Below are 24962 nucleotides of genomic sequence, written 5' to 3' on the forward strand. Positions count from 1 at the left end.
CGTCTTCGACTCTACGGGCGGGGTCTGACAATCGGCTCCGGCGGCCTGCCGGAGGGGCACACTCGGCCGGTGCGGCCGGTCAGGGAACCGTGCGCGAGACGACGTACACCATCGGGTATATCGGGTTCTGGTGGTTCACGACGACGTCCAGGGTGGGCGTCGGGTTCTTCCGCTCGCGGACCAGGCCGTAGTAGTCGCCCGTGCGGGCGCCGGGGCCGGAGAACCGCCAGCCCGTGACCTCGCGGTCGCGGGCGCCGATGGTGATGTCGTCCTTCTTCAGGTCGTCCCGGTCGGCGCCGATGTCCGAGAGGAACTGGTCGAGGCCGGCGTGCGTGGTCTGGAACTGCACGTAGAGCCGGCTGGTCTTCCAGTTGTTCGTCTCGTAGTAGGCGACCTTGTTCGACGGGTGCGGGACCGGCACCTGGTAGAGACGGCGCTGGACCTTGGAGGGCCAGCCCTCGGTCAGGCCGGTCGCCGAGTACTTCGCCTCCTTGTCCTTGCCGCTGTCGCGGCTCTGGTTGGCGGAGATCACCAGGTAGCCGGCCGGGACGCCGATGAGCAGCACGATGATCAGCAGGGTGAGCGTCCTGCGGCGGATCACGTGGCGGCGGTCCTCCGGGGGCCGGGAGGGCTCGTCCGGCGGCGTCGCCTGGCGGGGCAGCGAGGCGGTCACGCGGTGTCCCGGGTGCGGCGGGCCGCCTCGGTGAACCGTTCGAAGCGCTCGTAGCGCTCCACGCGGCGGCGCTTGGCGCGCCGGAAGCGGCGGGCGACCAGCCGGGCCAGGTCGGCGGCGCCGACCATGCCGGCTTCCGGGCCGAGCTGGGCGCGCACGATCCGGGCCTCCGGGCGGTAGCCGCGGCCGGTGAGCTGGCGTTTGAAGGCGTCCCGCGCGGGCGCGATCAGCAGGTCGTCGGCGGCCGAGACCCCGCCGCCGATCACGAAGCAGGACGGGTCGAGGGCGGCGGCCAGGTTGGCGATGCCGACCCCGAGCCACTGGCCGATGTCCTGGAGCAGCTCGATGCACATCGCGTCGCCGTCGCGGGCGAGTTCCGTGATCATCGGCCCTGTGATGTCACCGATCTGCCCCTTGACGTGCTCGATGATCCCGTACGCCACCGGGGAGTCGGCCGCGGCCAGTTCCTTGGCCTCGCGGACCAGCGCGTTGCCGGAGCTGTACTGCTCCCAGCAGCCGCGGTTGCCGCACGGGCAGCGGTGGCCGCCGGGCACGACCTGCATATGGCCGAACTCGCCCGCGACGCCGTACTTGCCGCGCTTGACCTGGCCGTCCTCGAGGATCGCGCCGCCGATGCCGGTGCCGAGGGTGATCATGACCAGGTGGTCCTCGCCGCGGCCGGCACCGAAGCGCCATTCCGCCCAGGCGGCGGCGTTGGCGTCGTTGTCGACGAGGACGGGCACGGCGAGGCGTCCGGCGAGGCGGTCGCGCAGCGGCTCGTTGCGCCAGGACAGGTGGGGGGCGAACAGGACGCGGTTGCGGTCGGCGTCGACCCAGCCGGCCGCGCCGATGCCCACCGCGTGCACGTCGTGCCGGTCGGACAGGTCCAGGACCAGCTCGACGATCGTGTCCTCGACGACCTTGGGGCTCTTGGACTTGTCCGGGGTCTCCGCGCGGAGCTTCTCCAGGATGTTGCCGTCGGCGTCGACGACGCCCGCCATCACCTTGGTGCCGCCGATGTCGATGCCGACCGTGGGCACCCGGGGTGCCGTCAGGTGGGAGCGGCGCTCTCGGGTGCCCACCGTCCGCAGTGCGGGCGCGCGGCGGGAGCCGATGGGGGCGGTGAAGTTGCCGTAGGTGCTCATCAAGGCCCGATTCTGCCTCACCGGGATGACCGGTGCCGTGCGGGGCGGTGAAGGAGGGTACGCGGGATGTGCCGTCCGCGGGGTCGAACACGGCTCGCCGCCCGGCGGCCGCGGACCACCCGTCCTACACCTTGTCAGGACATGAGGTCGCATTGTCCGGACAATGCGACCGCGGCGGGCGTGCGGGCGGCGGCCGGGCTCAGGACCGTACGAGGAGCTGGAACTCGAAGGAGTAGCGGCTCGGGCGGTAGATGTGGTCGCCGAACTCCACGGCGCGCCCGGTGTCGTCGAAGGTGGTGCGCTGCATGGTGAGCAGCGGGGCGCCCTCCGTCTCGGCGAGCCGCTCGGCCTCGGCGGCGGTGGCGGCGCGGGCGCCGATGGACTGGCGGGCGCTGTGCAGGGTGATCCCGGCGGCGCGCATCAGGCGGTACAGGCCGGTGGCCTCCAGCTGCCCGGTGTCCAGGTCGAGCAGGCCGGCGGGGAGGTGGTTGCACAGGTAGGCCATCGGTTCGCCGTGCGCCAGCCGCAGCCGCTCCACCCGGTGCACCTCGCTGCCCTCGGCGACCGCGAGCGCGGCCGCGACCTCGGCGGACGCGGGTTCGACGGTGTTGACCAGCACGGTGGTCGCCGGACGCTGGCCGGCCGCCTCCAGGTCGTCGAAGAGGCTGCTGAGTTCCAGGGGCCGTTTGACCTGGCTGTGCACGACCTGGGTGCCGACCCCCCGGCGGCGCACCAGGAGTCCCTTGTCGACCAGGGACTGGATGGCCTGGCGCACGGTCGGGCGGGACAGGCCGAGCCGGGCCGCCAGCTCGATCTCGTTGCCCAGCAGGCTGCCCGGGGTCAGCGATCCGTGCTCGATCGCGGCCTCGAGCTGCTGGGACAGCTGGAAGTACAGGGGCACCGGCGAGCTGCGGTCCACACGGAGGTCGAGCTGCACGGTCGGGTCCACTTCTGGTTTCGGCACCCGCCGAGCGTAGCTCCGCGCGCTGTTGACGGGAAGTTGTGTAGTCCGATTGTCCGGACAAACGCATTGACAGGGCGAGGGATCCGAGGTCACTTTGGTCTCATGCGCATCGGGGTCATCGGGACGGGCCGCATCGGCACGATTCATGCGAACACACTCAGCCGTCACCGCGAGGTCGGATCCCTGATCCTGACGGACGCGGACCCCACGCGAGCCCAGGAGCTCGCGCTGCGGCTCGGCGAGACGGCCGCCCCGGGGGTGGAGGAGATCTTCCGCTGGGGCGTGGACGCCGTGGTGATCACGACGGCCACCTCGGCCCACGCCGAACTGATCGGTCGGGCAGCACGGTCCGGGCTCCCGGTGTTCTGCGAGAAGCCCATCGCCCTGGACCTGACGGGGACTCTCCAGGCGATCGCCGAGGTCGAGGCCGCGGGAACGATCCTTCAGATGGGGTTCCAGCGCCGCTTCGACCCGGGGTACGCGGGGGCGCGGGAGGCGGTGCGCTCGGGACGGCTCGGACGGCTGCACACCGTGCGCGCGCTGACCTCGGACCAGTCGCCGCCCCCTGCCTCATGGCTGCCGGTGTCCGGCGGGATCTACCGGGACGCCCTCATCCACGACTTCGACTGTCTGCGCTGGGTGACCGGGCGGGAGGTACGGGACGTGTACGCCGCCGGGTCCGACGCGGGCCCCGCGATGTTCCGCGCCGCGGGGGACGTCGACACGGCGGCCGCGGTCCTCACCCTGGACGACGGCACGCTCGCCACGGCCACGGCGACCCGGCTGAACGGCGCGGGCTACGACGTGCGCATGGAGCTGGCCGGGGAACTCGACCAGATCGTGGTCGGGCTGGACGACCGCACCCCCATCGCCTCCACCGAGCCCACCGGCCCCCCGGCCGCGGACAAGCCCTGGACGGGCTTCCTGGAACGCTTCGGACCCGCCTACGCCGCCGAACTGATCGCGTTCGTGGAGGTCCTGCGCGGCGAACGCCCCAACCCCTGCGACGGCCGCGAGGCGCTCCAGGCCCTGCGTGTCGCCGAGGCCTGCGAGACGTCCCGGCGGGAGCGCAGGGCCGTGTCGATGGCGGAGATCCCGGGGGCGGCCGGGGCGGGGTGAGTCAGGGATCCGGGGACCGCCTCACCGCGCCCCCTGCGGTCCCCGTTCCCGTGACCATCGCACCGGCAGGCTCCGCACCCCGCGCATCAGGGTGCCGGGGAGCCAGTCGCCGGGCGGGCCGTCGAGGGCGAGGCCGGGGGCGCGGTCGAGGAGGGACCCGAGGGCGATCCGGGCCTCCATGCGGGCCAGCGGGGCGCCGAGGCAGTAGTGGATGCCGTGGCCGAAGGCGAGGTGACCCCGGGTGTCGCGGCGGATGTCGAAGCGGTCCGGAGCCGGATAGCGGTCCCCGTCCCGGTCGGCGGCGGTCAGGCCGATCATCACGGCCTCCCCCGCCGCGACGGCCGTGCCGCCGATCTCCAGCGGCTCGGCGGCGAACCGGAACGTGGCGTTCTCCACCGGCCCCTCGTAGCGCAGGGCCTCCTCGACCGCGCCGTCCAGGAGGGACGGGTCGGCGCGCAGCGCGGCCAGCTGGTCCGGGTGCGTGAGCAGGGCGTGGACGGCGTTGGTGAGGAGGTTGACGGTGGTCTCGTGGCCGGCGATGAGCAGGATGAACGCCATGCCGCGCAGTTCGCCGGGCGAGAGCCGGTCGCCGTCCTCCGCGGTGGTGCGGATCAGGTCGCTCAGCAGGTCGCCGCTCGGCCCCGCGCACCGCTTGTCCTCGATCAGCTCGGTCAGGTACTCGGCGAGCCGCACGAACGCGTCGTGCTCGCTCTGCGCGCTGGTGGGTGCCACGGCCTCGGTGGAGAGCTTGCGGAACTCCGTGCGGTCCAGCTCGGGGACGCCGAGCAGTTCGCAGATGACGGTGATCGGCAGCGGGTAGGCGAGGGACTCCACGAGGTCGGCGCGGCCGTGCGGCAGCATCGCGTCGAGGAGGTCGTCGGTGATCCGCCGGATCCGCGGCCGCAGTTCCTCCACGCGGCGCACGGTGAAGGCGCGGGAGACCAGCGAGCGCAGCCGCGTGTGCTGCGGCGGGTCGGCGACCAGCAGGTACTTGCCGATCAGCTGCTCGTCGAGGAACGTGACGCCGATCCGCGCCGCGTCCTTGGACAGACGGGGGTCGGCGAGCGCGGCACGCGCCTCCTCGTACCCCACGACGAGCCAGGTCTCGTGGTGCGCGTCGGGGGTGGGCAGCCGCACCCGATGCACGGGCCCGCGCTCGCGCAGCCGCGCGTACACCGTGTGCGGGTCCCGCCGGAACCCGTCGCCGAACGCCCCCAGGTCCACCACGTCGGTCATGACGCTCCCTCCCCCTCACCGCGACAACGCGCGGGACGGCGTCCTAGTGCCCGTCCCCCTCCAACAGACCCGCGTCGTACGCCAGCAGGGCGATCTGCACCCGGTTGTTGAGGCCCAGCTTGGCCAGGGCGCGGGAGACGTGGGCCTTGACGGTGGCGACGCTCATGAACAGCTCGGCGGCGATCTCGGCGTTGGACAGACCGCGGCCGACGGCGACGGCCACCTCGCGTTCGCGCTCCGCCAGGGCGGCGAGCCGCTCACGCGCGCGGGAGCGGCGGGTGTCGGCCGCCGCACCGGCCGCGTGGGCCATCAGCTGCCGGGTGACGGTGGGTGACAGGACGGGGTCGCCGCCCGCGACCCGGCGCACCGCGTCGAGGATCTGGGCGGGCGGGGTGTCCTTGAGGACGAACCCGGCGGCGCCCGCGCGCAGTGCCCGCAGCACCTGCTCGTCGGCGTGGAAGGTGGTGAGGACCACGACCTGCGGGGCGTCCGGCCGGGCCCGCAGCCGCTGGGTGGCGGTCAGCCCGTCCACGGCCGGCATCCGGATGTCCATCAGGACGACGTCGGGCAGGGTGCGGTCGACGAGCGCCTCGACCTCCGCGCCGTCCCCGGCCTCGCCGACGATCTCGATGTCCTCGGCGCCGCCCAGCATGAGGGACAGGCCGGCCCGTACCAGGGGGTCGTCGTCCACGAGGAGAAGTCTGATCGCAGTCATGGGCCTCACGTAATCACGCGGGGGAGCGGTGAGTTGACCTCTCGGCGGCCCGGGAGGCACCCCTGGCAGGGCGGGCGGGACGGGCTCGGGTCAGGACGCGGCCGGCCACGGCAGCCAGGCCCGTACCTCGAAGCCGCCGTCCGCCCGGGGGCCGTGCTCCAGCCGGCCGCCGGCCAGGGTGGCGCGTTCGGTCAGGCCGATGAGGCCCTGGCCGGAGCCGGGGACGGGCGGTACCTCTCCCTCCGGGGCCGGGTTGCGCACGGTCACGGTGAGCCCCTCCCCCGGGCCGCCCTCGACGCCCACCGCGACCTCGGTTCCGGGGGCGTGCTTGCGGGCGTTGGTGAGGCACTCCTGGGCGATGCGGTAGGCGGTGCGGCCGACGGAGGCGGGCACTGCGGCGGGGTCGGTCACCCGCTGGTCGAGGGTGACCTTGGTGCCGGCCTCGCGGGACTCGCTGACCAGCGCGTCCAGGGCGGCCAGGGTGGGCTGCGGGCGGCCGCCCTGGTCGTCGGGCTCGTCGGCCCGCAGGACGCCGATGATCTCGCGCAGGTCCTGGAGTGCCTCGTGGGCGCTCTCCCGGATGACCCCGGCGGCCCGCGCGACCTCCTCGCGGGGCGCGTCCGGCCGGAACTCCAGCGCGCCCGCGTGCACGCTGAGCAGGGTCAGCCGGTGCGCGAGCACGTCGTGCATCTCCCGGGCGATGGCCTCGCGGGCCAGCCGCTGCGCCTGCTCGGCGCGCAGCCGTGCCTCGGTCTCGGCCCGGCGCGCGCGATCGCGCAGGCTGACCATGAGCTGGCGCTTGGACCGTACGGCCATGCCCCAGCCGATGACCGCCACGGTGAGCACGGCGGTGAACACCACCGCCGGGCCGTACCCCAGGTCGGGGTCGGGGCGGACCCACATCAGCAGCGGGATCAGCGCGAGCTGGATGCCGCCGACCCAGGCCACGTACCGGAAGGGCCGGTGCACGGCGAGGGTGAAGAGGGCGACCGTGCAGGCGCCGGCCGAGGTGGTCGAGACGAAGGCGAGGGGGAGCGTGGCGACGGCGAGACCGAGGGGCCAACGGCGGCGCAGCCAGACGGCGGCGCAGGCCAGGGCGCCCAGGAGCTGGTCGGCCGCCACGACGACCTCGGGCAGGTCCCGGTTGTCGGTGAGCGACTCGGCGACGGCCAGGCCGATGACGATGGCCAGCAGGAAGCAGGTGAAGTCGACGACCCAGTCGCGGGCGGTGCGCCGGGGCGGACGTCCCGGGCGCTCGGCGTCCGGGTCCAGCTCCGCGACCACGGCGGACGGCAGCATCCACCGGTGCCGCGCGAATCTCGGCGCCGTGCGTGCCATGCCGTCGTCAGCCCTCATGGTCGACAAATCTACGCAGCGGGCGGCTCCGTCACCTCCTCGCCGGCCGGATCGCCACCGAAGGAGCGGGGAGCGTCGACGAAGGTCGCGGCGGGGCCTACTTTCGGCGCGGACGCGCGCGTGCCGTCGAGCCTTCCGTCAAAGGTGCCTCGCCCCGCGGCCGATGGCTGTGGGGGTACCGCGGGGCGAGGGTCTTCTCATGAGGGAACTGCTGGGAGTACTCGGTTTCGTCGCCCTGGCGCAGGGCGTGCTGGGCCTGTTGCACGAGGTGGTCCACTGGCGGGTGGGGCTCGTGCGCCGGCTCGGCCTCCTGGACGGCTACGAGATCTACGCGAGCGTCGCGCTCATCGTGCTGGCGTTCGCGCTGTTCGCCGCGGCGGAGAGCCGAAACGACAGGCCCTAGGTCAGGACCTGGACCGGGACCTGTCCGGGCCGCTCAGCAGTCGTAGTCGATCAGGTCGAACGTCGCGTAGTGATCGGCCGTGTAGTAGTCCTCGTCGGTCTGCTTCCCCGTGACGACGCGGCGGGCGCCGCGGGTGGAGGAGCCCGGGGTCTTGACCGTGTACTCGTGGTAGTAGCCCGTGGACTGCCGGGGCAGGACGCCTTCCCGGTTCTGGAAGACGGCCCCGTCCTGCGAGTACGGGAAGGGCCCGCCCTGCTCGATCAGGTCGAGCGTGGTGTACGCCTGGGTGGGCAGATCGCCGTAGCAGATGCTGCCCACCGCGGCGTGGGCCGTGGTCGCGGAGACGGTGCCGCCCACCAGCAGGGCTGACAGGACGGCGGCCGAGGCGCCGATGCGGGTGATTCGTGGGGGGAATCTCATGCCCTCATGATGACGCGCGTAGACAGTGGCATGTCAATGACAACTCCGGGGATTTTTCCCGTCCCGCCCGATGAGTTTTCGGGAAGTTAACCTGCGGGCGGGAGCGGGGCCCGGACCGGTACCGGGGTCCTCCCTACCCGTTGTCCGGGAGTTCGTACGAGCCGTACGCGGGCCGGCCGGTCGTGTCGTACGACTGGATGGAGACACCGGCGCCGGTGACGCGGCCGCCGGTGTGCCGGAAGGCCGTCGGCAGGGTGCCCTCGGTGAACAGGCGCAGGCCCGTGCCGAGCACCACCGGAAAGGTCAGCACGTGGATCGTGTCGAGGAGTTCGAGGTCGAGCAGGGAGCGCACGAGGGCACCGCTGCCGTGCACCTGGAGCTCGCCGTCGGTGCGCTCCTTGAGTGCCGTGACCTCCTTGGCGAGGTCGCCGCCGATCACCGTCGTGCCGGCCCACTCCGGGTCGGTGAGGGTCGAGGAGACGACGTACTTCGGCAGCCCGTTGAGCTTCGCGGCGACGGGGTCCCCGGGGTCGGTCACCTTCGGCCAGAAGGAGGCGAAGATGTCGTACGTGCGGCGGCCTAGGAGGAACCCTCCGACACCGCCGAAGACCTCGCCGACGAACCGGCCGAAGTCCTCGTCGCCGTACGGGAAGCTCCAGCCGCCGTGCTCGAAGCCGCCGCGGGTGTCCTCCCGGGGGCCGCCGGGTGCCTGGTAGACGCCGTCGAGGGTCACGAAGACGGTGGAGACGAGCTTGCCCATGGAGATCGCCTGCTTCCGGGTGCGGGGTCTGTGGTCATCACCTCAGACCCCGCCGGGTCCCGCAACTCATCGGTGCGGGCGCCCGGCTCACCCGGCGTTCGTCGAGAACAGTCCGCCCGTCGGGCCCTGCTTGTCGCCGCCCTGCGCCTTCCTCAGGGCGTTGGCCAGGCTCTCGATGGTGAGGGACTGAAGGATCACCTGGCCGTTGCCCTCCAGGGTGGCCAGGGACAGACCCTCGCCGCCGAACACGGCGTTCATGACCCCCTGGCGGTTGAGGCCGCCGACGCGCTGGACGCCGTAGTGGATGCCCTCCTCGAAGGCGACCACGCAGCCCGTGTCGACCTCGATGCGGCCGCCGAACTCGGCCGGGTTGAGGTCGATGAAGTTGCCCGCGCCGGCGATGATCACCGTGCCGTGGCCGGTGAACTTCTCCAGGACGAAGCCCTCGCCGCCCTTCCTGCCGGTGCGCCCGCCCTGGAAGGCGATGCCGAAGTCGACGGTGGACTCGGCGGCCACGAAGGCGTCCTTCTCGGCGAACCACGCGCGCGTGCCGTTCAGCTCCAGGGCCCGCATCTCGCCCGGGAGCACGCCCGCAAAGCCGACGGTGCCCTCGCCGCCCTGGGCCGTGAAGTACTGGAAGGCCAGCGACTCGCCCGCGAGGGCGCGCTGGCCGACCTGCATGGCGGTGCCCATGGCCTGGCGCAGCACGCCGCCCATGCCGCCGCCACCGCCGCCGCCTTGCGGCTGTGAGCCGCCGGCGTTGCCCGACGGGCCGCCGAGGCGGGTCTCCATGGTCACGTTCGTCGTCTTGAAGAGGAACTTCCCCGCCTCGCAGTACACGGTCTGGCCGGGGTGCAGGTTGACGACCGCCATCTGCATGGCGTTGCCGACGATGTCTTGCCGAAGAGTCACAGCAGGAGAACGCGGGAGGCGGAGGAAAGAGTTCCGCCCGATCGGGGGTGGTTCGGGAACGGCTGAAGGCGGGCCGGAGGTCGGCGTCCGTTCGCCGCCAGCGCGCGGGGACGCGCGGCGGTGGGATGGACTCATGACGACGACCCGGGAGGGAACCATGACAACGGTCCACGGCACACTCGACGGCAAGGTGGCCCTGGTGACCGGCGGTGGCCGGGGCATCGGCGCCGCCACCGCCCTGCGGCTGGCGCGGGAGGGCGCGGACGTGGCGGTGACGTACGAGAACGGCGAGAAGGCGGCGCAGGACGTCGTACGGGCCGTGCAGGCGCTGGGGCGGCGGGCCGTGGCGCTGCGCGCGGACGCCGGGGACGCGGGCGAGGCGGCGGACGCGGTGGAGCGTGCGGCGGGGGCGCTCGGCGGGCTCGACGTGCTGGTGAACAACGCGGGGATCGGGGTGCTCGGGCCGCTGGAGGACCTCGCGCCCGAGGACGTCGACCGGGTGCTGGCCGTCAACGTACGCGGGGTGTTCCTCGCCTCGCGGGCGGCGGCCGGCCGGATGGCCGAGGGCGGGCGGATCATCACCATCGGCAGCTGCATGACCCAGCGGGTGCCGGGGCCCGGGGGGACGCTGTACACGATGAGCAAGGCGGCGCTGGTGGGGCTGACGAAGGCGCTCGCGCGGGAGCTGGGCGGGCGGGGGATCACCGCGAACATCGTGCATCCCGGTCCGGTCGACACGGACATGAATCCGGCGGACGGGCCGTTCGCGGCGGGCCAGCGGGGGATGACGGCCGTGGGGCGGTTCGGGACGGCCCAGGAGGTGGCCGCGACCGTGGCGTACCTGGCCGGGGCCGGGTTCGTCACAGGGGCGGAGTTCTCCGTGGACGGCGGGCACGCGGCGTAGGCCTCCGGCGGTCGGGGGGACCTGTGCGGCTGCGTCCCTGGTCGCGGCCTTCTGGGGGCTGTGCCCCCAGACCCCCCTTTTTTCGGCCTGAACGGCCTCGTCCTCAATCGCCGGACGGGCTGAAGGGAAGCTGCCTGTCCGGCGTTCGAGGTGCCGGTCAGCCGCCCAGTTCCTGGTGCCGGGCCGTCAGCCCGGCCGCTCCCTCCTCCGTCGGCGAGCCGAACAGCCGCAGGCGGGAGATACCGCCGTCGGGGTAGATGTCCACGCGCGCGTGGGTGCCCACGGCCGGTTCGGGCAGGACGAAGCGGTGGTTGGTGTCGGGCTGCAGGCGGGTGCGCGGGAGGATCTCCGTCCACTCGCCGTCCTCGCCGTCCCGGACCGAGACCGACGCCCAGCCGGCGCTGTTGCCCTTCAGGTACGCGGTGTCGATCTCCAGGGCGCGGATCCGGGACTGGGCCGCCAGGCGGTAGCGGATCCAGTCGTTGCCCCGGTCGCGGCGGCGGCGGGTCTCCCAGCCGTCGTCCATCTTGCGGGAGCGGCCCGGCTGGATGGTGTTCGAGGCCGGCGAGTAGAACAGGTTCGACGCGTCCTCGGCCCGGCCGCCGTTCTCCAGGGCGACGACGTCGAACGTGCCGAGGACGGCCAGCCACTCGGGGTCGGGCACGACCTCGCCGTACACGCGCAGCCGGGCGATACCGCCGTCCGGGTGCTGGTTGACGCGGAGGTGGGTGAAGCGCTGCTCGACCGAGACGGCGAAACCGTTCGCAGCGTGGCCGCCGACCGGGGTGCGCGGGACGAGGGTCGTCCACTTCACGTCGCCGCCCAGCAGCGCCTCGGGGGACGGGGAGCCCGGTACCGAGGTGCCCTCGACCGACACCGCCTGCGGGTAGTTGCCGCGGAAGTGGGCCGTGTCGACCACGATCCCGCGGATCACGCCGGGCGCGCCGAGGCGGACCAGGGCCCAGTCGTGGTCGTCGTCGGCGGGCCACGGGTGGTCCGCCGAGACACCGCGCCGGCGCCGGGTCTCCCAGCCGTCCATGATCTTGCCCTTGTGCCCGAAGTGCTCGGGGTCGAACTCGGCCCGCCCGGGCAGCAGCAGGTTCTCGCGCTGGGCGAAGAACTCGTCGGCGGCGGCGATGACGGCGGCGCCGAGCTGCCGGTCCGCGAGGTCGGCGTGGTGCGTGAAGGGGAAGTCGGCGGTGCGGTAGTCCGCGTACGGGTCGCCGCCGCCGTAGGGGTTCGCGTCGCCGGTGAAGTGCGGTATCGCTGCCACGGTGATCAGGTCTTCCTTTCGGGAGTCGGCCGGTGCGGGAGGTGCCCGGGGCCCGGGGCTCAGGGGGTGCGCGTGAGGAGTTCGCCCTTCGGCGCCGTGAACTCGCCGTCCGCGTGGATGCGTACGCCGCGCAGCCAGGTGGACCGCACGACGCCGTACAGGGTCCGGCCCGCGTACGCGGTGACGCGGTTGCGGTGCTGGAGGGCGGCCGGGTCGACGGTGAAGGTCTCGTCGGGGGCGAGGACGGCGAAGTCGGCGTCGCGACCGGGTGCGATGGCGCCCTTGCGGTCGTCGAGGCCGACCAGTTCCGCGGTGCGCGTGGACATCCAGCGGGCCACGTCCTCCAGGCCGTGGCCCCGCCTGCGGGCCTCCGTCCAGACGGCCGCCAGGCTCAGCTGGAGGCCGGAGATGCCGCCCCAGGCCGTCGCGAAGTCGTCCGTCTTGAGGTCGGCCGTCGACGGGGAGTGGTCGGTGACCACGCAGTCGACGGTGCCGTCGGCCAGCGCCTGCCAGAGCAGGTCCTGGTTGGCGGCCTCGCGGATGGGCGGGCAGCACTTGAACTCGCTGGCGCCGTCCGGGACCTCCTCCGCGGTCAGCGTGAGGTAGTGCGGGCAGGTCTCGACCGTGAGGCGCACGCCCTCCGCCTTCGCGGCCGCGATCAGCGGCAGCGCGTCGGCGGAGGACAGGTGCAGGACGTGCACGCGTGCGTGCAGACGCTTGGCCTGGGCGATCAGCTGGGCGATCGCCGTGTCCTCGGCGTCGCGCGGCCGGGAGGCGAGGAAGTCGGCGTACTTCGGCCCGCCCTGCTGCGGGGCGGCGTCCAGGTGGCGCGGATCCTCGGCGTGCACGATCAGCAGGCCGCCGAAGCCGGCGATCTCGGCCAGGGACCGGGTCAGATCCTCCTGGCCGAGGTGCGGGAACTCGTCCACACCGGACGGCGACAGGAACGCCTTGAAACCGAAGACGCCGGCGTCGTGCAGCGGGCGCAGGTCCTTGACGTTGTCGGGCAGGGCGCCGCCCCAGAAGCCGACGTCGATGTGCGCCTTGTCGGCCGCGACCTCCCGCTTGGTGCGCAGGTGCTCGACCGTGGTGGTCGGCGGCAGGGAGTTGAGCGGCATGTCGACGAGGGTGGTGATGCCGCCGGCCGCCGCCGCGCGCGTGGCGGTCCAGAAGCCTTCCCAGTGGGTGCGGCCCGGGTCGTTGACATGGACGTGGGTGTCGACCAGACCGGGCAGCAGGACGTCGTCGCCGAAGTCCTCCAGGCGGGCGCCCTCGGCAACGGGCGCGTCGTACGGCAGAACGGCCGTGATCCGCCCGGCGCGGACGGCGACCGAGGCGGCGCGCGTCCCCTCCGGGGTGACGACCCGTGTCGAGCGCATCACCAGTTCGGCGTCGGACACCCGGACCCCTCTCTTCCGTTCTCTTCCGTTCACGGCGGTTCACTTCGGTTCACTTCGGTGAAACGTCCACGCAACGGAATTCAACGTTCTGTTGAAGGAGTCTTCACTCCCGGCCCCATGCCGTCAAGAGCCCGCCTCTCCAGAGTGCCCCCACCGCCGCCACTCTGGACGTTTCCACAAAGCGGAATTAGGATTCCGTGAAGCAGAACGTAGCTACGCACCAGCGGGGAGTCAACCGACCGCCGGGTAGGCTTCAGCTCTTCCCGCCAGTCGCGAGTACCACCAGGTCCGAGTCCCGCCCGTGTCGAGAGGAACGCGCCGTGCCGACGTCGAGCGCCAGCCCCACCGATTCCGCCAAGTCCGCCGGCGGAGGGGTCCAGTCCCTCGAGCGCGCCTTCGACCTCCTGGAGCGGATGGCGGACGCGGGCGGCGAGGTCGGCCTGAGCGAGCTGTCCGCCAGCAGCGGGCTGCCGCTGCCGACCATCCACCGCCTGATGCGCACCCTGGTCGTCTGCGGGTACGTCCGCCAGCAGCCCAACCGGCGCTACGCGCTGGGCCCCCGGCTGATCCGGCTCGGCGAGTCCGCGTCCCGGCTGCTGGGCACCTGGGCGCGGCCGTACCTGGCCCGGCTGGTCGAGGAGACCGGCGAGACGGCGAACATGGCACTGCTCGACGGCGACGAGATCGTGTACGTGGCGCAGGTGCCGTCCAAGCACTCGATGCGGATGTTCACCGAGGTCGGCCGACGGGTGCTGCCGCACTCCACGGGCGTGGGCAAGGCCCTCCTCGCGAGCTTCCCGGACGCCGAGGTGCGCGCCCTGCTGCACCGCACCGGCATGCCCGCCGCCACCGAGAAGACCATCACCACGCCGGACGGCTTCCTGGCGGCGCTGGCGGACGTGCGGCAGACGGGGTACGCGGTCGACGACAACGAGCAGGAGATCGGCGTGCGCTGTCTGGCGGTGTCCGTACCGGACGCCCCCACGGCGGCGGCCATCTCCATCTCCGGCCCGGCCGGACGCGTCACGGAGGCGGCCACGGACAAGATCGTGCCGGTGCTGAAGCAGGTCGCCGTGGAACTGTCCGAGGCACTGGCCAGCTCGGGGCCGACGATCCAGGCGTGAACGCGCCTTCGGGGGCGGTGCGGCCGGGCGGAGCCCGGCGAGCCGGCCCGCGACAGCCGGGCCTCAGCGGCGCGGCGGTCCCCCGAACAGCTCCACCGCGCGGCGCACCTCCGACAGGCCGCGCGCCAGCGCGCTGACCGAGCCGATCGCGCCCGCGACGAGCAGCAGGGAGCGGCGCAGGTGCGGTATCTCGGGCGCGCCTCCGGCGGCCATGGCGTCCAGCGCGGCCAGCTCCTCCTCCGCGATGTCCCGGTCGGGGAACTCGGCGGGGTGTGCGGCGAGTTCCCGGCGCAGCCGGGACACGGCGGACCGCAGCTCCGACACCCGCGGGTCCTTGTCGCTGCCGGTCACAGGCCTCTGCTCCACGCTCCGCAACACAGTCCTCCCCCTCGCACGCCGTCGTGCGCGTCCCGTTGTGGTGCATGCCCCCACCGGGCGTCGGTCGGGCGCCCGGCCCCTCGGTGCGGGCGTTTAGTTAACGCCACCTCGGGCCGCGGGCGCCAGTCCGCTGCGTCATCGGCTTGCTGCGCTGCGTGATCCCCGGATGCGGTATGCAGGATCCATGACACGCACCGAGGACGAGGTCGCCGGTCTGCTGCTCGCGGCCGGCGGGGGCAGACGGCTCGGCGGGCGCCCCAAGGCGCTGCTGACGCATCGGGGACGGCCGCTGGTGGAGCACGCGGTCGGAGTGCTGCGCGCGGCCGGCTGCACCCGGATCCATGTGGTCCTGGGGGCGGCCGCCGACGCCGTGCGCGAGACCGCGCGGCTCGACGGGTGCGTGGTGGTGGAGAACCCGGAGTGGGAGCACGGCATGGGCACCTCACTGCGGGCCGGGCTCGGCTCGCTCGCCGGGACGGGGGCGCGGGCGGCACTGGTGTCGCTGGTGGACCAGCCGGGCATCGGTGCGCGGGCGGCGGGCCGGGTGCTCGCCGCGTACCGGGACCAGGAGTCCCTGGTCTCGGCGGCCTACGACGGGGTACGCGGCCATCCGGTGCTGTTCGGCGCCGCCCACTGGGCGGGCGTCGCGGCGAGCGCGACCGGCGACCGAGGGGCCCGCGCCTATCTGGCGGCGCACCGGGAGGCGATCACGCTCGTCGAGTGCGGGGACGTGGCCCGGCCCCACGACATCGACACACCCGAGGATCTCGCGCACCTCGAGTGAAGGGCACCTCGAGCGAAGGGCACCTCGAGTGAAGGACACCTCGAACGACGGACACCGCGAAACGACGGGCACCTCGCGTGAAGGCGCCCCGGCCGAAGGGAACACCTTGAGTGAAGACCCTGGCACTGAGCGCCATCTTGCCTCGATCCGGAGAATCTCGACATCAACAAACCATTGAACTTCCACGATGAGGAAACTAGTATCCACTGATCAGAAGCACCCTGCTGCTCAGCAGGCGCTCTCCGCCCGACCCGGGTCTCCTGGCACCCGGTGCCACGCTCGCTGAAGGAAGTGACAGCTCATGTCCGCACCAGCGCCGTCCCCGCCGGCCGTCGTCGACGCCGAGCCCCTGCCCCGGCAGGAGGAGGTCCTCACCGAAGCGGCCCTCGCCTTCGTCGCCGAGCTGCACCGCCGGTTCACCCCGCGCCGTGACGAACTCCTCGCCCGCCGCGCCGTGCGCCGCGCCGAGATCGCCCGCACCTCCACCCTGGACTTCCTCCCGGAGACCGCCGCGATCCGCGCCGACGACTCCTGGCGGGTGGCCCCCTCCCCCGCGGCCCTGAACGACCGCCGAGTCGAGATCACCGGCCCCACCGACCGCAAGATGACGATCAACGCCCTCAACTCGGGCGCCCGGGTCTGGCTCGCCGACTTCGAGGACGCCTCCGCGCCGACCTGGGAGAACGTGGTCCTCGGCCAGCTCAACCTGATCGACGCCTACACGCGGAACATCGACTTCACGGACCCGAACTCCGGTAAGTCGTACGCGCTGAAGGACGCCGCCGAACTCGCCACCGTCGTCATGCGCCCGCGCGGCTGGCACCTGGACGAGCGGCACCTGACGGTCGACGGCGAGCAGGTGCCCGGCGCCCTCGTCGACTTCGGCCTGTACTTCTTCCACAACGCCCGGCGGCTGCTCGACCTCGGCAAGGGCCCGTACTTCTACCTGCCCAAGACCGAGTCGCACCTCGAAGCCCGGCTGTGGAACGACGTGTTCGTCTTCGCGCAGGATCATGTCGGCATCCCGCAGGGCACCGTCCGCGCCACCGTCCTCATCGAGACGATCACGGCCGCGTACGAGATGGAGGAGATCCTCTACGAACTCCGCGACCACGCCTCGGGACTGAACGCGGGCCGCTGGGACTACCTGTTCTCCATCGTGAAGAACTTCCGTGACGGCGGCCCCCGGTTCGTCCTGCCGGACCGCAACGCCGTCACGATGACCGCCCCGTTCATGCGCGCGTACACCGAACTCCTCGTCCGCACCTGCCACAAGCGCGGCGCGCACGCGATCGGCGGCATGGCGGCCTTCATCCCCTCCCGCCGCGACGCCGAGGCCAACAAGGTCGCGTTCGAGAAGGTCCGCGCCGACAAGGACCGTGAGGCGGGCGACGGTTTCGACGGCTCCTGGGTCGCCCACCCCGACCTGGTCCCGCTCGCCATGGAGTCCTTCGACAAGGTCCTCGGCGACCGGCCGAACCAGAAGGACCGGCTGCGCGAGGACGTCCACGTCGAGGCGGCCGACCTGATCGCGGTCGACTCGCTGGAGGCCAGGCCCACCTACCCCGGTCTCGTCAACGCGGTGCAGGTCGGCATCCGTTACATCGAGGCGTGGCTGCGCGGGCTCGGCGCGGTCGCCATCTTCGGCCTCATGGAGGACGCGGCCACCGCCGAGATCTCCCGCTCGCAGATCTGGCAGTGGATCAACGCCGGCGTGGAGTTCGAGAACGGCGAGAAGGCGACCCCCGAACTGGCCCGCGCGGTCGCCGCCGAGGAACTGGCCGGCCTCCGGGCCGAGCTGGGCGAGGAGGCGTTCGCCGCCGGTCACTGGCAGCAGGCCCACGACCTGCTCCTGGAGGTCGCGCTCGACGAGGACTACGCCGACTTCCTCACCCTGCCCGCCTACCGGCAGCTGGAGGGCTGAGCCTCACGCGGACCTGTCCGAGTGGCCCAGGGACCGCCCCGGGGCCACTCGGTCGCGGACGACCTGCTTGACCGCCGTGGGCTCGGGGAAGCCCTGCTCGCGGCGGTCCCACACCACCTCGTCGTTCACCCGGACGACGAAGACGCCGCCCGTGCCCGGCCGGAGCGACAGCTCCGTCAGCTCGGCCTCGAAGGTCGTCAGCAGCTCCTGGGCCAGCCAGGCCGCGCGGGGCAGCCACCGGCACTGGGTGCAGTACTCGATCTCGACGCGCTGAACGTCCGTCATTGCAGGTGCACCGACCAATCCTGTTCCGCGGCCGGCTTGCCGTGCAGGTCGGGGACCCGCTTGAGCCAGCTCGGCCGTCCTCGTTCCGTCCTCGCCGCGCGCAGGGCCTCATCGGCGGCGAGTTCCTCCCGGCTGGGGAAGTCGGTGGGCAGCCAGGCCGCGGAGGCCTGCACGCGCGCGTGCAGGTACGTCACGTACGCCTCGCGGGCCTCGTCCGGTGTCGCGAAGTCGGTGAGCCAGGCGTCGGGGACCTCGGCGACAACCTGCCGCAGCAGTTCCTCGGTGACCCTCGGCGCCAGCTCCGCGTCGGCGGCGCGTACGTCCGGGCCGTAGTGGCCGAGGGCGTGGTGGCGGAAGTCGTAGGCCTTCGTGGGGTCGGAGCCGTCCCAGCGGTGGTGGAAGACGAGGGCGGCGCCGTGGTCGATGAGCCACAGGCGCGGGGGCGCGATCCCGAGGGTGGGCCAGACCATCAGGTTGGAGCTGTGGACCGTGCGGTCGACGTTCACGGTCAGGGCGTCGAGCCAGACGATCCGGCCGGCCTCCAGCGGGTCCACCCGGAACGTCCTGGCGACCTCCGGGGTGAAGTCCCGGGCGCCCGGCAGGAAGTCCATGCCGAGGTTGAGGCCCGCGCTCGCGCTGTGCAGGTCGCGCACCTCCTGGTGCGGCTCGTGGTCGGCGACGGCGGGATCGAAGTGCACGAAGACCAGTTCCGGGAAACGCAGTCCGAGGGCGCGCGCCAGCTCGCCGACGATCACCTCGGCGACCAGCGCCTTGCGCCCCTGCGCCGAGCCCGTGAACTTCACGACGTAGGTGCCGAGGTCGTCGGCCTCGACGACTCCGGGGACGGAGCCGCCGGACCGCAACGGGTTCACGTATCGAACAGCAGTCACATCGCGCAGCACACCGGCCAGCGTAGTTCAGATCATGAACGGGCCGGCGGGCCCGGGACGGGGGCCGTGCGGGAAGCGGAAGCGGCTCAGGGTCCGGCCAGGGGGTTCGGCAGCGGCAGGTAGCGGGCGTCGGCGCCGTCCGCGCCGGTCCAGCGCAGCAGCAGGTTCGTCTTGCCGGGCAGGGTGGGCGCGGTGAGCAGGGCGTGGGCCTCGGGCAGGTCGTGGCGGGCCAGCTCGCGGCGGGCGGCCGGCCAGGGGTCGAACCCGGGGTGCCGCTCGGCGAGGGCGGCGGCGATCTCGGTGAGATGGTTGACGACCAGGCAGTACACCAGCCGTTCCCAGCCGGCCGCCCGGTCCGCCTCCGGCAGGAGCTTGACGCCCTCGGCGTCCCGGAACAGCGCCTGTACCGGCGTACCGGACCGGTCGACGGCGACCAGTGTGTTCTGGACATGCGCCTCCAGGACGACGCCGTGGTCGGCGAAGGCCGTGAGCGCGGGGGGCACGACGGCCGCCAGGTACGCCTCCCACCAGGCCGCAGGGTCCTGCGCGGCGGCGAGCGGGCTGCCCTCGAAGCCTTCCACGAGTCCCGCGGCGAGCAGCGGGGTCGCGCCGGGCGTCAGCCGGCCGCGCAGCCCGTCGCGGACCAGGACGGCCAGTTCCTCGAAGGCGAAGCCGGCGGTGCGGTAGCCGCGGTCGCTCAGCCAGGCCGCGGGGCCGCCGGCCGACGCGAAGGCCCGGGTGACGGCCGTGTCGGTGCGGCGGAGCCTCAGCAGGTCGTGGCGCCACAGACGGCGGACGTCGTTGGTGATGCGGACGTCGAGGCTGAACTTCAGGAACAGGTCCCGCTCGGGCGCGTACAGCGTGCGGATCGCGGCCGTGGGCCAGGTGTCGAACGCGGTCGTGCCGAGCCGGACCAGCCGGCCGTCGGCGAACGCGGGGGCCAGTGCGCGGTCCGTCAGGTCGAGCTGCCAGGGGTGGGCGGGCAGCAACCGGTAGCCGGGCGGGGCCGTGCCGAGGGCGTCCAGGGCGGAGGTGTCGCCCTCCTCGACGACCGTGTCCTCGCGTACGCCGAGCAGCACCAGCGGGAAGCGGGCGTACGCCTCCGGGGCGTACGGCAGCCAGCGGGAGGCCGGGGCGCCACCGCGCGCCTTGGGCGCGGGGTGGTGGGGGTGGCCGGTGACCAGTGACTGCTCGGAGCGCAGATACGGGTCGGCGGGCGGGACGGCACGCGCGCGTGCGGCGAGCAGGGCGGCCACCGCGTCCCTGCTGTCGATCATCTCGGCGGGCAGTTCGTGGTTGGACAGGCCGGTGTGGCGGCGCAGTTCCTCGCCGGTCAGCTTGACCAGTTCGGTGTGGCCGAGCCGGTGCCAGACGCCGTCCGCGCGCACCTCGGGCTCGGCGGGCCGGCGCTCCCCGCGCACCCGCAGCAGCCGGCCGGTGCCGGGCAGCCGGTACACGAGCCGTCCGGCGCGCTCCGGGTGCCCGGGGAGCGGCTCGGCGACCTCCCGCAGCAGGCAGTTGAGCAGCGGCGCGGCCGCGTAGGCGTCGGCGAGGCCGTCCACGGTGCCGTCCGCGGTCACTGCTGCCTCGGCGGGCGGGGGGCTGGCATCCAGGCGGTCCACTGTTCCCTACGGTTCTTTCGTGCGGAGACGATCAGTATCGCTGGCGTCGCGGGCCGTCCGTGACACCTGGCTCGTACCGGCCCGTACCCGACTTGTACCCGCATGCCACCCTCATGCCCACCCGCATGCGCACCCGCATGCGCCTTCCCTTCGAGGAGCCAGCCGTGCACCGTCCTCCCACCGCCGAGGCCGAGGTGGCCGCCGATCTCGCCGTCGTGCGCCCCGACCTCGGGCCCCGGTTCACGGCCGAGCTGCCCGGCGCCCGGGCGGCCGTGCTGACCCGGCTGTGGCGGGCCCTGGCCCATGAGCCGCTGCCCTGGATCGAGCGCGGGGAGCGCGGCGGCGACGGCCTCACCCTGCGGCTGGTCGACGGCCGCCGGCTGCACGGCCCGCTCCCCGACCCGTACGCCACCACCGCGTACGTGAGCGTCGTGACGCTGGACGGGACGGCGTACGACGATCCCGCGCGGCTGACGGCGGCGCTGGCGGTGCCGCACGGGGCGGGCTTCGCGGCCGAACTCGGGCACAGCGTCGCGTCGATGGCGCTGTCGCGGGCCGGGCAGGGACCTCACCCGAAGGAGTGGCCGCAGGACGACCGGGGGTGGGAGCGGCGGGTCGTCGACGGGCATCCGTACCATCCCGGCTGCCGTTCCCGGCCCGGCTTCTCGGTGGCGGAGCAGCTGGCCTACGGGCCGGAACACGGGCCCACGGTCCGGCTGGGGCTGCTGCCGGTGCCGGCCGGGGAGTGCGTGGTGTCGGGCGAGTGGCCCGGGGAACTGCGGGACGGGGCGCGGCTGCTGCTCCCGGTGCATCCCTGGCAGGCGGAGCACGTCCTCAAGCGGTCCTGCGCGAGGGACGTCGCGGCGTATCCGCTGATGTCGCTGCGGACGCTCGCGCTGCCCGGCGGGCCGCACGTCAAGACCGCGCTGAGCACCCGGCTGACGTCCTCGGTCCGGGACATCTCGGTCGGCTCGGTCGCCGCCTCGGCGGCCCTGTCGGCGTTCGGCGAGACCCTCGCCGCCCGCACCGACGGGCTGCTGCACGTCACCCGGACCCTGGGCGCGGCCACGGCCGACTCCCCCGACCTCGCGGCCGTGCTGCGCGAGTCGCCGCAGGTGTACGGCGCGCCGGGCGAGTACGTCGTCCCGGTGGCCGCGCTCGCCGGCACCGGACTGCCCGACTCCCCCGGCTGGCTGGCGGAGTTCGCGCGGCTGTCGCTCGCTGTCGGGCTCGGGCTGCTGGAGCTGGGGGTGGCGCTGGAGGCACACGGCCAGAACCTGCTGGTGGTGCTGTCGGCGTCGGGCGCCCCGCTGCGGCTGGTCTATCGCGACCTCGCCGACATCCGCGTCGGCCCCTCCCGGCTGGCCCGGGCCGGTGTCCCGCTGCCCGGGGAGCTGCCGGCGCGGATCCTCACGGACGACGTGACGGCCCTGCGGCGCAAGCTGTTCGGCTCGCTGGTGGGCGGCGCGCTCGCGGGCACGGCGGGCGGAGCCGCGGCCCTGGGGGCGGCCCTGGCGGCGGCCGTCCGGGAGCTGCCGCGGACGCCGGACCTGGTGGCGCTGTGCGAGGAGCCGCTGCCGGTGAAGGCGCTGACGCTGATGCGGCTGTCACCGGGCGCGGCCGGGGACCGGTGGGCGGAGCTGCCCAACCCGATGGCCACGGACCTGGACTGACCCGGCGTCGTGCGCGGGGCCGTCCGCGGGGCGGCCCGTCCACGGGGCGGCCGCTCCGTGGACCGACCCCGCTTTGTGGCGGGACACCCCTGATCAATAGGATCCGCCGATGATCAGAACACAACGGCTGGCGGCGGGCGTCTGCGCCCTGCTCGCCGCGCTCACGGCGGGGCTCGCGTTCCCGGCCGGAGCGGTCGCCGACGAGACCACAGCCCTCGCGCCCAAGGTCGACCTGGTCCTCGACGTCAGCGGATCCATGCGGACGAAGGACATCGACGGCGGGACGCGGATGGCCGCGGCCAAGCAGGCGTTCAACGAGGTGCTGGACGCGACCCCGGAGACCGTCCTCCTCGGCATCCGCACGCTCGGCGCCAACTACCCGGGAGACGACCAGAAGACGGGCTGCAAGGACACCGCGCAGCTCTACCCGGTCGGCCAGGTGGACCGCACCGAGGCCAAGGCGGCGGTGGCGACCCTGTCGCCGACCGGCTGGACGCCGATCGGCCCCGCCCTGCTGAAGGCGGCCGACGACCTCGACGGCGGCACCGGCTCCAAGCGGATCGTGCTGATCAGCGACGGTGAGGACACCTGCGCCCCGCTCGACCCGTGCGAGGTGGCCCGTGAGATCGCGGCCAAGGGCATCGGCCTGACCATCGACACCCTGGGCCTGGTGCCCAACACCAAGATGCGGCAGCAGCTCAGCTGTATCGCCGAAGCCACCGGCGGTACGTACACCTCGGTCGAGCACACCGACGAACTCACCGACAAGGTGAACCAGTTGGTGGACCGCGCGGCCGACCCGGTGGTGACACCGGTCGCCACCGAGGGCGCGGACTCCTGCTCGAAGGCACCCGCCCTGAAGTCCGGCCTCTACACCGACCGCGAGGAGTTCGGCCAGGAGCGCTGGTACCGGGTCGACGTCGAGCCGGGCCAGGAACTGCGCGCCTCGGTCAGCGTGTCGGCGGACCGGGCCATGAACCCGGACTACGGGGTGCTGCTGCGGGCGGTCACCGTGCACGGCCGGGAGATCGTGCGCGGCGAGGCCGCGGGCAACGGCCGCACCGACGTCGTCTCGACCGGTCTGCGCTACCCGAAGGCGGAGAGCGACGACGACGAGGCGGCGGCCGAGACGGTCTGCCTCCAGGTCACCAACTCCTACTCGGCCGCGTCCGGTGTGAAGACCACGCCCGGCATGCCGGTGGAGCTGACCGTGGACGTGGTCGACGGCCCCTCGCAGGCGAGCGACGTGGCCTCCTTCGGCCTCGGCCGCGGCTGGTGGCTGCTCGGTCTGCTGGTTCTGGTCGGTTTCCTCGCGGGTGTCCTCTGGGGCTGGGTGTCGCGCTGGCGTGTCGCGGTCTGGAGGACCAACTGATGCGGATCACACGAGTGTTGAGCGGCGCGCTGCTGGCGCTGGGACTCGCGGCCGGTCCGGCCGCGGCGGACTCCTCCCCCTCCGCGAGCCCGTCCGACGGCGCCTCCGCGCCCACTTCGGCGGGCACGTCGTTCCGCACGGCGACGGAGGTCGAGCAGGGGCAGACGGCCACCGCGAGCGCCTCCACGGGTGACTATCTGTACTGGTCGTTCCCGGCCGACTCGGGCCTGCGGCCCACCGTGAAGGCGACGGTGAAGCTGCCGGACGCGCATGTGGCCCAGACCTGGCAGATCGACGTGTACGACGGTCTGCGGCGCCGTCAGGCCTGCCAGTACGGCGCCCAGACCCGCACGGCCGCGCAGGGCACCGCCTCGATCGAGCTGACCTGTGTGCTGCGCACGGTCCGCTCCTGGTCGGAGCCCTGGGCCAACGACCCGCTGCCGGGCACGTACTACGTCCGGCTGACGGCCGTCGGCCTGAAGGCGGCCGACCTGGGCCTGCCGGTCGACGCCGAACTGCGGGTGGACTCCAAGGACATCGGTGGCGCGGCGGCCGTGGACGGCTCGCTGGCGAAGCCGCTCGTCCCCGGGATCGCGGTCACGTCCGCGACGGAGGAGGACGACGACGAGTCGGCGTCCGCGGTGCTGTCGAGCCTGGAGCCGGACGACGGCTGGGCGTCCGGCTGGTGGACCGACCGCTGGGTGTGGTCCGGCATCGGCGCGGTGCTGGCCGCGCTGGCCGGCATCGGCGGCTACAGGCTGACGCGCGGCTCGGGCCGGCCCCGGCAGGTACCGCCGGGAGCCTGACGCTCCACCGGAAGGCCCACCGCCGAGACGGGGCGGGCCACCGCAGAAGGCCCGTCGCCGAGACGGGGTGAGCTGTCGCAGAAGGCCCACCGCCGTGCAGGGGTGGGCCTTCTGTCATGCCTCCCGCAGTGCCTTCGCCAGCGTTCCCTCGCCACCGACCTCCACCCGTTTCGCGCGTACGGCGTCCAGCAGGCCCAGTTCCCCGCGGGCGACGGCCGTGCAGGTGTCCGTGTCGAGCGAGAGCCGGGCGTCGGGCTCGCGGGGCGCGAGTCCGTCGCCGTAGACCGGGCCGTCCTCGGCGCCGACGTACAGGTGGAACTGCCCCTCCTCCAGCCGTACTTCGACGAGGCCCTCGCCCTCCAGCCCGCGCAGCAGGGGCAGCGCGAACCAGTGCGCGCGCACAGCGTCGGTGGGCCGGCGCTCGCCGAGTTCGCTCTCGCCCCAGGTGCCCAGCGCCTGGAGCACCGGCAGCAACCCACGCCCACGGCTGGTGAGTTCGTACACGTAGGCCGCGCCCGGCGGGGGCAGCCTGCGCCGGGTGGCGAGCCCGTCGCGCTCCATGTCCTTCAGCCGCCCGGCGAGCACGTCCGTGCTGACGCCCGGCAGGTCGGCGTGCAGGTCCGTGTAGCGGCGCGGACCGGCGAGCAACTCCCGGACGATCAGCAGGGTCCAGCGGTCGCCGACGACGTCGAGCGCGCGGGCGGCGGAACAGTACTGGTCGTAGCTTCGGCGAGGTGACATGCGACGCAGTCTAGACATGTTGTTGGACTTTCCAAGCTCGAACTTGGTAAAACCAAGCAACAACACGAACCGGAGGGGCGAGC

At 73.3% G+C, this 24962-nt stretch carries 25 protein-coding genes; 9 read left to right on the top strand and 16 right to left on the bottom strand.

Annotation, left to right across the window (positions count from 1 at the left end; genetic code table 11):
- Positions 1-79 precede the first annotated feature (79 nt).
- The 3 genes from IE275_RS19775 to IE275_RS19785 form a co-directional block, all read right to left on the bottom strand.
- On the bottom strand, positions 80-673 hold the full coding sequence (locus IE275_RS19775; protein ID WP_189712654.1) for a sugar kinase: 594 nt from the start codon (positions 671-673) through the stop codon (positions 80-82).
- Positions 670-1818, bottom strand: a complete 1149-nt coding sequence (locus IE275_RS19780) for an ROK family glucokinase (protein ID WP_189712802.1) — start codon at positions 1816-1818, stop codon at positions 670-672. The genes IE275_RS19775 and IE275_RS19780 overlap by 4 nt, the downstream gene beginning before the upstream one ends.
- Before the next feature lie 199 nt (positions 1819-2017).
- Positions 2018-2755 carry a GntR family transcriptional regulator gene (locus tag IE275_RS19785; protein WP_189712803.1) on the bottom strand — a complete coding sequence of 246 codons (738 nt, stop codon included), beginning with the start codon at positions 2753-2755 and terminating at the stop codon, positions 2018-2020.
- Between the two features lie 129 nt (positions 2756-2884).
- Between IE275_RS19785 and IE275_RS19790 the strand changes: the two genes are divergently transcribed.
- The gene (locus IE275_RS19790; protein ID WP_189712655.1) at positions 2885-3901 is read left to right on the top strand and encodes a Gfo/Idh/MocA family protein; all 1017 of its coding nucleotides are present in this window, start codon (positions 2885-2887) and stop codon (positions 3899-3901) included.
- 21 nt (positions 3902-3922) lie between these two features.
- On the opposite strand, the gene IE275_RS19795 is transcribed toward IE275_RS19790, so the two are convergent.
- The 3 genes from IE275_RS19795 to IE275_RS19805 form a co-directional block, all read right to left on the bottom strand.
- The gene (locus tag IE275_RS19795) at positions 3923-5137 is read right to left on the bottom strand and encodes a cytochrome P450 family protein (protein ID WP_189712656.1); all 1215 of its coding nucleotides are present in this window, start codon (positions 5135-5137) and stop codon (positions 3923-3925) included.
- A gap of 43 nt (positions 5138-5180) precedes the next feature.
- Positions 5181-5852 carry a response regulator gene (locus IE275_RS19800; RefSeq protein ID WP_189712657.1) on the bottom strand — a complete coding sequence of 224 codons (672 nt, stop codon included), beginning with the start codon at positions 5850-5852 and terminating at the stop codon, positions 5181-5183.
- A gap of 90 nt (positions 5853-5942) precedes the next feature.
- Positions 5943-7208: a histidine kinase gene (locus tag IE275_RS19805; protein ID WP_189712658.1), complete on the bottom strand. Its 1266-nt coding sequence runs from the start codon at positions 7206-7208 to the stop codon at positions 5943-5945.
- 199 nt (positions 7209-7407) lie between these two features.
- Here IE275_RS19805 and IE275_RS19810 point away from each other — a divergent pair, with 199 nt between their 5' ends.
- A complete protein-coding gene (locus IE275_RS19810; protein ID WP_189712659.1) occupies positions 7408-7611 on the top strand; it encodes a hypothetical protein in 204 nt (67 codons plus the stop codon).
- Between the two features lie 33 nt (positions 7612-7644).
- On the opposite strand, the gene IE275_RS19815 is transcribed toward IE275_RS19810, so the two are convergent.
- The 3 genes from IE275_RS19815 to IE275_RS19825 all read right to left on the bottom strand — a co-directional run bounded on the left by IE275_RS19815 (position 7645) and on the right by IE275_RS19825 (position 9703).
- Complete coding sequence (locus IE275_RS19815) at positions 7645-8031, bottom strand: guanyl-specific ribonuclease (protein ID WP_189712660.1); 387 nt, start codon at positions 8029-8031, stop codon at positions 7645-7647.
- Positions 8032-8164: 133 nt separating this feature from the next.
- Positions 8165-8791 (bottom strand): dihydrofolate reductase family protein, encoded by a 627-nt coding sequence (locus IE275_RS19820; protein WP_189712661.1) that lies wholly within the window; start codon positions 8789-8791, stop codon positions 8165-8167.
- A gap of 87 nt (positions 8792-8878) precedes the next feature.
- On the bottom strand, positions 8879-9703 hold the full coding sequence (locus tag IE275_RS19825) for an AIM24 family protein (RefSeq protein WP_189712662.1): 825 nt from the start codon (positions 9701-9703) through the stop codon (positions 8879-8881).
- A gap of 157 nt (positions 9704-9860) precedes the next feature.
- Between IE275_RS19825 and IE275_RS19830 the strand changes: the two genes are divergently transcribed.
- Complete coding sequence (locus IE275_RS19830; protein WP_189712663.1) at positions 9861-10607, top strand: SDR family oxidoreductase; 747 nt, start codon at positions 9861-9863, stop codon at positions 10605-10607.
- A 157-nt stretch (positions 10608-10764) separates the two neighbouring features.
- On the opposite strand, the gene alc is transcribed toward IE275_RS19830, so the two are convergent.
- Complete coding sequence (gene alc, locus IE275_RS19835) at positions 10765-11880, bottom strand: allantoicase (RefSeq protein WP_189712664.1); 1116 nt, start codon at positions 11878-11880, stop codon at positions 10765-10767.
- A 59-nt stretch (positions 11881-11939) separates the two neighbouring features.
- The gene (gene allB / locus IE275_RS19840; protein WP_189712665.1) at positions 11940-13280 is read right to left on the bottom strand and encodes an allantoinase AllB; all 1341 of its coding nucleotides are present in this window, start codon (positions 13278-13280) and stop codon (positions 11940-11942) included.
- A gap of 320 nt (positions 13281-13600) precedes the next feature.
- Here allB and IE275_RS19845 point away from each other — a divergent pair, with 320 nt between their 5' ends.
- Positions 13601-14404, top strand: a complete 804-nt coding sequence (locus IE275_RS19845; RefSeq protein WP_189712666.1) for an IclR family transcriptional regulator — start codon at positions 13601-13603, stop codon at positions 14402-14404.
- 63 nt (positions 14405-14467) lie between these two features.
- Here the strand turns inward: IE275_RS19845 and IE275_RS19850 are convergent, their stop codons facing one another.
- Complete coding sequence (locus IE275_RS19850; RefSeq protein ID WP_189712667.1) at positions 14468-14782, bottom strand: DUF5955 family protein; 315 nt, start codon at positions 14780-14782, stop codon at positions 14468-14470.
- 184 nt (positions 14783-14966) lie between these two features.
- Between IE275_RS19850 and IE275_RS19855 the strand changes: the two genes are divergently transcribed.
- Entirely contained in the window at positions 14967-15566 is a 600-nt protein-coding gene (locus IE275_RS19855; protein ID WP_189712668.1) for a nucleotidyltransferase family protein, read from the top strand.
- Between the two features lie 301 nt (positions 15567-15867).
- Positions 15868-17490, top strand: a complete 1623-nt coding sequence (aceB, locus tag IE275_RS19860; protein ID WP_189712669.1) for a malate synthase A — start codon at positions 15868-15870, stop codon at positions 17488-17490.
- 3 nt (positions 17491-17493) lie between these two features.
- Here the strand turns inward: aceB and IE275_RS19865 are convergent, their stop codons facing one another.
- From IE275_RS19865 to IE275_RS19875, 3 genes are all read right to left on the bottom strand, one after another.
- Positions 17494-17775: an Rdx family protein gene (locus tag IE275_RS19865; RefSeq protein ID WP_189712670.1), complete on the bottom strand. Its 282-nt coding sequence runs from the start codon at positions 17773-17775 to the stop codon at positions 17494-17496.
- Complete coding sequence (locus IE275_RS19870; protein ID WP_189712671.1) at positions 17772-18677, bottom strand: HipA family kinase; 906 nt, start codon at positions 18675-18677, stop codon at positions 17772-17774. The genes IE275_RS19865 and IE275_RS19870 overlap by 4 nt, the downstream gene beginning before the upstream one ends.
- Before the next feature lie 74 nt (positions 18678-18751).
- Positions 18752-20278: an IucA/IucC family protein gene (locus IE275_RS19875; protein ID WP_189712804.1), complete on the bottom strand. Its 1527-nt coding sequence runs from the start codon at positions 20276-20278 to the stop codon at positions 18752-18754.
- Between the two features lie 173 nt (positions 20279-20451).
- Between IE275_RS19875 and IE275_RS19880 the strand changes: the two genes are divergently transcribed.
- The 3 genes from IE275_RS19880 to IE275_RS19890 all read left to right on the top strand — a co-directional run bounded on the left by IE275_RS19880 (position 20452) and on the right by IE275_RS19890 (position 24138).
- Positions 20452-21960 carry an IucA/IucC family protein gene (locus tag IE275_RS19880; protein WP_189712672.1) on the top strand — a complete coding sequence of 503 codons (1509 nt, stop codon included), beginning with the start codon at positions 20452-20454 and terminating at the stop codon, positions 21958-21960.
- A gap of 109 nt (positions 21961-22069) precedes the next feature.
- On the top strand, positions 22070-23332 hold the full coding sequence (locus tag IE275_RS19885; RefSeq protein WP_189712673.1) for a VWA domain-containing protein: 1263 nt from the start codon (positions 22070-22072) through the stop codon (positions 23330-23332).
- Positions 23332-24138: a hypothetical protein gene (locus IE275_RS19890; protein WP_189712674.1), complete on the top strand. Its 807-nt coding sequence runs from the start codon at positions 23332-23334 to the stop codon at positions 24136-24138. The genes IE275_RS19885 and IE275_RS19890 overlap by 1 nt, the downstream gene beginning before the upstream one ends.
- A 114-nt stretch (positions 24139-24252) precedes the next feature.
- On the opposite strand, the gene IE275_RS19895 is transcribed toward IE275_RS19890, so the two are convergent.
- Positions 24253-24879 (bottom strand): winged helix-turn-helix transcriptional regulator, encoded by a 627-nt coding sequence (locus IE275_RS19895; protein WP_189712675.1) that lies wholly within the window; start codon positions 24877-24879, stop codon positions 24253-24255.
- Between the last annotated feature and the right edge of the window lie 83 nt (positions 24880-24962).

It is taken from the genome of Streptomyces phaeofaciens, assembly GCF_014648915.1.
Taxonomy (GTDB): domain Bacteria; phylum Actinomycetota; class Actinomycetes; order Streptomycetales; family Streptomycetaceae; genus Streptomyces; species Streptomyces phaeofaciens.